Below are 5,316 nucleotides of genomic sequence, written 5' to 3' on the forward strand. Positions count from 1 at the left end.
GTCGGCCCACAGCATGATGGTCGCCGGTGTCTGCTCGGCCGGCTTCAGCACCACGCAATTTCCGGCGGCGAGCGCCGGCGCCAGCTTCCACACCGCCATAAGCAGCGGGAAATTCCAAGGGATGATCTGGCCGACGACGCCGAGCGGTTCGTGAAAATGATAGGCGACGGTGTCGTGGTCGATCTCGGAGATCGAACCCTCCTGGCTGCGCAGAACGCCGGCGAAATAGCGGAAATGGTCGATGGCCAGGGGCAGGTCGGCCGCGGTCGTCTCACGGATCGGCTTGCCGTTGTCCCAGGTCTCGGCCAGCGCCAGCAGGTCGAGATTCTCTTCCATGCGGTCTGCGATGCGGTTGAGGATGAGCGCGCGGGCGGCTGGACTTGTCCTGCCCCAGGCGTCCTTGGCCTTGTGCGCGGCGTCGAGCGCCGCCTCGATGTCGCTGGCGTCCGACCGGGCGACCTCGCCCAGCGGCCCGCCGGTCACCGGCGAGATGTTCTCAAAGTACTTTCCGGAGAGCGGCGCCACCCATTTGCCGCCGATGAAGTTGTCGTAGCGCGTGGCGAAGGGAACCTTGGCCGTGCGGGAAAATTCCACCTTGTTCATTGTCTGCCTCCCAGCAAAACAGCGCCACGGAATGTGTCGCGTCGCGGGAGACAGTCGCGGATGGCTTTTAGCTTGTCAGCCCGGGGTCGGACGATCGCAGCCGCCGAGTGTCGCAGAACTGCGACAGGTCGGGTCCGGGAAAATCAATGGGTGCGGTGGATGCCGAAACGGGCGAGCTTGCGGTGCAGCGTGGCGCGGGAAATGCCGAGGTTCTGGGCCGCGGCGGAGACGTTGCCGCCGGTGCGCGCAATTGCGCGCTGCAGCACCCCGCGCTCGGCATCATCCAAATCCTCGGAGGTTTTGGCTGCATCGCCGAGGAGATCGGCGGCAAGCAGCCCCTTGGCAAGGGCTTCTCGGGTTATGCCGAGCGCAAGACGCGCGGAGCGCGTCGCACCGACAACCAGATCGTCGGCATCGACGGCAATGAACGCGCCGGCGCCGCGCTCGGCGACCGGAGCGAGCAGGATGCGGGCGTTGGAGTACACCATGCGGAAATTCTCCGCCTCGATCCGGCGGGCGGCGTCACCGACCGCAACCGCGATGAGCTGGACAAAACCTTCCGTCAGATCCGACCGGCAGGACGACACGTCGAGCGCTGCCGCCAGATTGCCTTCGTGGTCGTAGACCGGCGCCGTGGTGCAGCTGAGCAAAGTGTTGCGCGAGAAGAAATGCTGGTCGCGATGGATGGTCAGCGCCCGTTGTTCGGCGATGCAGGTTCCGATTCCGTTGGTGCCCTCGGCGTCCTCGCTCCAGACCGTGCCGGTCCAAAGGCCCCATTCGTCGAATGTCTCGTCGTCGGCGACCGCGCCCCTGCGCTCGATGGGGATGCCATTCCGGTCGGCCAGCATCACACAGCAGCCGACGCCGCCGACCGCGAGATAGAGCCGGTTGAGACTTGCCTCGGCGGCGCGGGCCAGTGGCTCCATGCGCTGCCTGGCCAGCATCAGCTCGGCTTCGGTCAACCGCCTCGGCGCCTTGCGCTCGGCCGGATCGAGACGGTGCAGCTGGAGAGAGCGCCGCCATGAGGCGACCAGCGCCGAATGGGCCGCGTCGCTCCTGGCGATCGAGGCCTGGACATGATCCGCATGATCGGCTGTCTGCCGCCCGCTCAAAACCCTATCCTCCCGGCGGCGGATCTCGTCCGCCCGTCGTTATATTCCGAGGAATATATCCGACATATGCAGTTTTAAAGGATCAGAGCCAGTCGGCGCTATAAGACGATGGTTCAAGACGCTGCAGGCCTGCCGGGGCAGCCCGCCGACCCACGGCCAGGATCAGTTCGCCCCGGCCTTCTTCGGCTTGCTGGAGCCGATCATCTTCCAGTTCTTGTAGAACATGGCGTTGACGCGCTCGACGCTGACCGAGACGATCGCGAGAAGACCGGCGATCAGGCCCGGGAACGGGGACGGGCGGATGATGTCCATGAAGACGCAGTAGCGCCGCCCGTCATACTCGTTGACCGAGCGGTGCAGCAGCGTGTCGTCGAAAATGTAGAGCGGATTGTCGTGCCAGTAGTTCCTGGCGTCGTTGCACTCGACGAAAATCTCGGCCTTCACCGGCAGCAAATTGTAGAGAATGCGCAGGCTGAGCCGAAGCGGACCGAAATGCCAGGAGGTCGATTCCTTGCCCCTGAAGACGGACACGGCGATGGTCTTGATGTATTTGAAATCCTTGTTGAATTCCGCCACGTTGTCGATCTTGTGCTTGCCGTACCACTGATAGACATACATGCCGCGCCGGCCGGTGCCGAAATTGGCGTCGATATCGGCGATGATCTCGTCCTTGCGCGCCTTGAAGACGTCGAGAACCTCGTTGACCTCGCGCTGATAGTCGGCGGGAAACTGCTCCAGCTTCCAGACGCCAGGGTTCCGGTAGCAAAGCAGGTCGACCAGCAGGTTGAACGGCGACAGCAGCCAGGTGAAGAGGCCGTTGCCGAGAAAGTAACCGCGGAACAGCGACAGGGTCTTGTTCTTGTTGCGCAGCACGTCGATCAGGCCGCAGACGATCCAGATCGTCGTCAGGATCGGGATGAAGTAGAAGCCGAGCGCGAGAAGCGGAACCGCTATGATCAGCTGGCGGAGGGATTTGCGAAGGGTTTTTGTCATTGGTTGCTCGCGCCGGGCGCGATTCCTGTTCCGAATGATTATCGCCAAAGGCTCTTGGCCGCGACCACCACCCAGGTCGTGCGCCTTGATAAGGTCTTTTGTTGCTCGGCACAATGCCGTCGCATACGGCCCGAATGGTCGACGGCTGTTGCCAACAAGAATATTTGGAGTCGGCCGCTCCACTTAAGGTCAATGCGCTGCCGGCAGGCCGAGGTCGTCCCATTTCTTCTTCGGCACGACATCGCCGACCGGGAATTCGATGCGTCGGCGCTTCGCCTCGCTTGGCCAGCCTCGCGCTCGCTGTCAGCACCATGAAAAAAGCCCCGTTTCCGGGGCTTTTTCGATCGTGGGGGCCCTCAGCCCTTGCGCGGCAACTGCGGCACAAGGCTGCGCTTGCCGCCGTCCTTGCCCTTCGGCTCCGGCTTCTGCGCCACCGCCTTCTTGGCCGTGGGTTTCTTTGCCGCCTTGCGGGGCTTCGGCGCTTCTTCCGGCTCTTCCTTCTTCGGCTTCACCGGCGCTTCGTCGGCCAGCGATTCGAGCTTCAGGCCGGTCTCGCCGGTTTCCTTCTTCTCGACGGTGACGCGCACCGTGCCGCCCTTCTTGAGCTTGCCGAACAGCACCTCGTCGGCCAGCGGCTTCTTGATGTGCTCCTGGATGACGCGGCCGAGCGGACGGGCACCCATGCGCTCGTCATAGCCCTTGTCGGCCAGCCAGGCGATCGCGTCCGGCGACAGGTCGAAAGTGACGCCGCGCTCGGAGAGCTGGGCCTCCAACTGCATGACGAACTTCTGCACCACCTGATGGATGACCGGCACCGGCAGCGAGCCGAACGGGATGATCGCATCGAGGCGGTTGCGGAACTCCGGCGTGAACAGCCGGTTGATCGCCTCGACATCGTCGCCTTCGCGCTTGGTCGAGCCGAAGCCGATCGCCGCGCGCTGCGCATCCGACGCACCCGCATTGGTGGTCATAATCAGGATGACATTGCGGAAGTCGATCTGCTTGCCGTTGTGGTCGGTCAGCTTACCGTGGTCCATCACCTGCAACAGGATGTTGAACAGGTCCGGATGCGCCTTCTCGACCTCGTCGAGCAGCAGCACGCAGTGCGGATGCTGGTCGACGCCGTCGGTCAGCAGGCCGCCCTGGTCGAAGCCGACATAGCCGGGAGGCGCGCCGATCAGCCGCGAGACGGTGTGGCGTTCCATGTATTCCGACATGTCGAAGCGGATCAGTTCGACGCCCAGCGAGGCGGCGAGCTGCTTGGCCACTTCCGTCTTGCCGACGCCGGTCGGGCCCGAGAACAGATAGGAGCCGATCGGCTTTTCCGGTTCGCGCAGGCCGGCGCGCGCCAGCTTGATCGCCGAGGTCAGCGCGGTGATCGCGGTGTCCTGGCCGTAGACGACGCGCTTCAGCTCGACGTCGAGACCCTGCAGCACCTTCTCGTCGTCGGCCGAAACCGTCTTCGGCGGGATGCGCGCCATGGTGGCGATCGTGGCTTCGATTTCCTTGATGCCGATCGTCTTCTTGCGCTTGGCCTCAGGCACCAGCATCTGCGAGGCGCCGGTCTCGTCGATCACGTCGATCGCCTTGTCCGGCAGCTTGCGGTCGTTGATGTAGCGCGCCGAAAGCTCGACCGAGGCCTTGATCGCCTCGCTCGTGTAGCGGACCTTGTGGAACTCCTCGAAATAGGGCTTGAGGCCCTTCATGATCTCGATGGCGTCCTCGATGGTCGGCTCGTTGACGTCGATCTTCTGGAAGCGCCGCACCAAAGCGCGGTCCTTCTCGAAGAACTGGCGGAACTCCTTGTAGGTGGTCGAGCCGATGCAGCGGATGGCGCCCGACGACAGTGCCGGCTTCAGCAGGTTCGACGCGTCCATGGCGCCGCCTGATGTGGCCCCTGCCCCGATCACGGTATGGATCTCGTCGATGAACAGCACCGCGCCCGGATAGTCCTCGAGTTCCTTGACGACCTGCTTCAGCCGCTCCTCGAAGTCGCCGCGATAGCGCGTGCCGGCAAGCAGCGTGCCCATGTCGAGCGCGAAGATGGTGGCGTTGTGCAGCACCTCCGGCACGTCGCCTTCGACGATGCGCTTGGCCAGACCCTCGGCGATCGCCGTCTTGCCGACGCCGGGATCGCCGACATAGAGCGGGTTGTTCTTGGAGCGGCGGCACAGCACCTGGATGGTGCGGTTGATCTCCGACTCGCGGCCGATCAGCGGATCGATCTTGCCGGCCTTGGCCTTGTTGTTGAGGTTGATGCAGTAGGCCGTCAGCGCGTCCTGCTGCTGCTTCTTCTTGCCGTTCTCCTCCTGCGGCTCGGCGCCGTTCTGGCCGCCCTGCTCGTCATCGGCGCCGCGCGGGGTGCGGCTCTCCGACGCGCCGGGGCGCTTGGCGATGCCATGCGAGATGTAGTTGACCGCGTCGTAGCGGGTCATCTGCTGTTCCTGCAGGAAATAGGCGGCGTGGCTCTCGCGCTCGGCGAAGATGGCGACAAGCACGTTGGCGCCCGAGACCTCCTCGCGGCCGGACGACTGCACGTGGATGACGGCGCGCTGGATGACGCGCTGGAAACCGGCGGTCGGCTTGGAATCCTCGTCATAGCCGGTGA

The 5,316-nt window shown here is 64.2% G+C and carries 3 protein-coding genes and 1 pseudogene; all 4 read right to left on the reverse strand.

What is annotated here, in order from left to right; genetic code table 11:
* Nucleotides 1-603: pseudogene (gene adh, locus EN780_RS26825) on the reverse strand (aldehyde dehydrogenase); the annotation flags it as partial.
* A 143-nt stretch (nucleotides 604-746) separates the two neighbouring features.
* Complete coding sequence (locus tag EN780_RS26830; RefSeq protein ID WP_128275796.1) at nucleotides 747-1,715, reverse strand: helix-turn-helix domain-containing protein; 969 nt, start codon at nucleotides 1,713-1,715, stop codon at nucleotides 747-749.
* 162 nt (nucleotides 1,716-1,877) lie between these two features.
* Nucleotides 1,878-2,708 (reverse strand): aspartyl/asparaginyl beta-hydroxylase domain-containing protein, encoded by an 831-nt coding sequence (locus EN780_RS26835; protein ID WP_128275797.1) that lies wholly within the window; start codon nucleotides 2,706-2,708, stop codon nucleotides 1,878-1,880.
* A gap of 356 nt (nucleotides 2,709-3,064) precedes the next feature.
* Nucleotides 3,065-5,316: ATP-dependent Clp protease ATP-binding subunit ClpA (gene clpA / locus EN780_RS26840; protein ID WP_128275798.1), on the reverse strand; the 2,252-nt coding region annotated here is incomplete at its 5' end.

Origin of the sequence: Mesorhizobium sp. M4B.F.Ca.ET.089.01.1.1 (genome assembly GCF_004022605.1) — a bacterium.
Taxonomy (GTDB): Bacteria; Pseudomonadota; Alphaproteobacteria; order Rhizobiales; family Rhizobiaceae; genus Mesorhizobium; species Mesorhizobium abyssinicae.

Excerpts from the sequence above, each read along its gene's own strand:
- EN780_RS26835 (WP_128275797.1), bottom strand. The coding sequence starts at position 2,708 with ATGACAAAAACCCTTCGCAAATCCCTCCGCCAGCTGATCATAGCGGTT.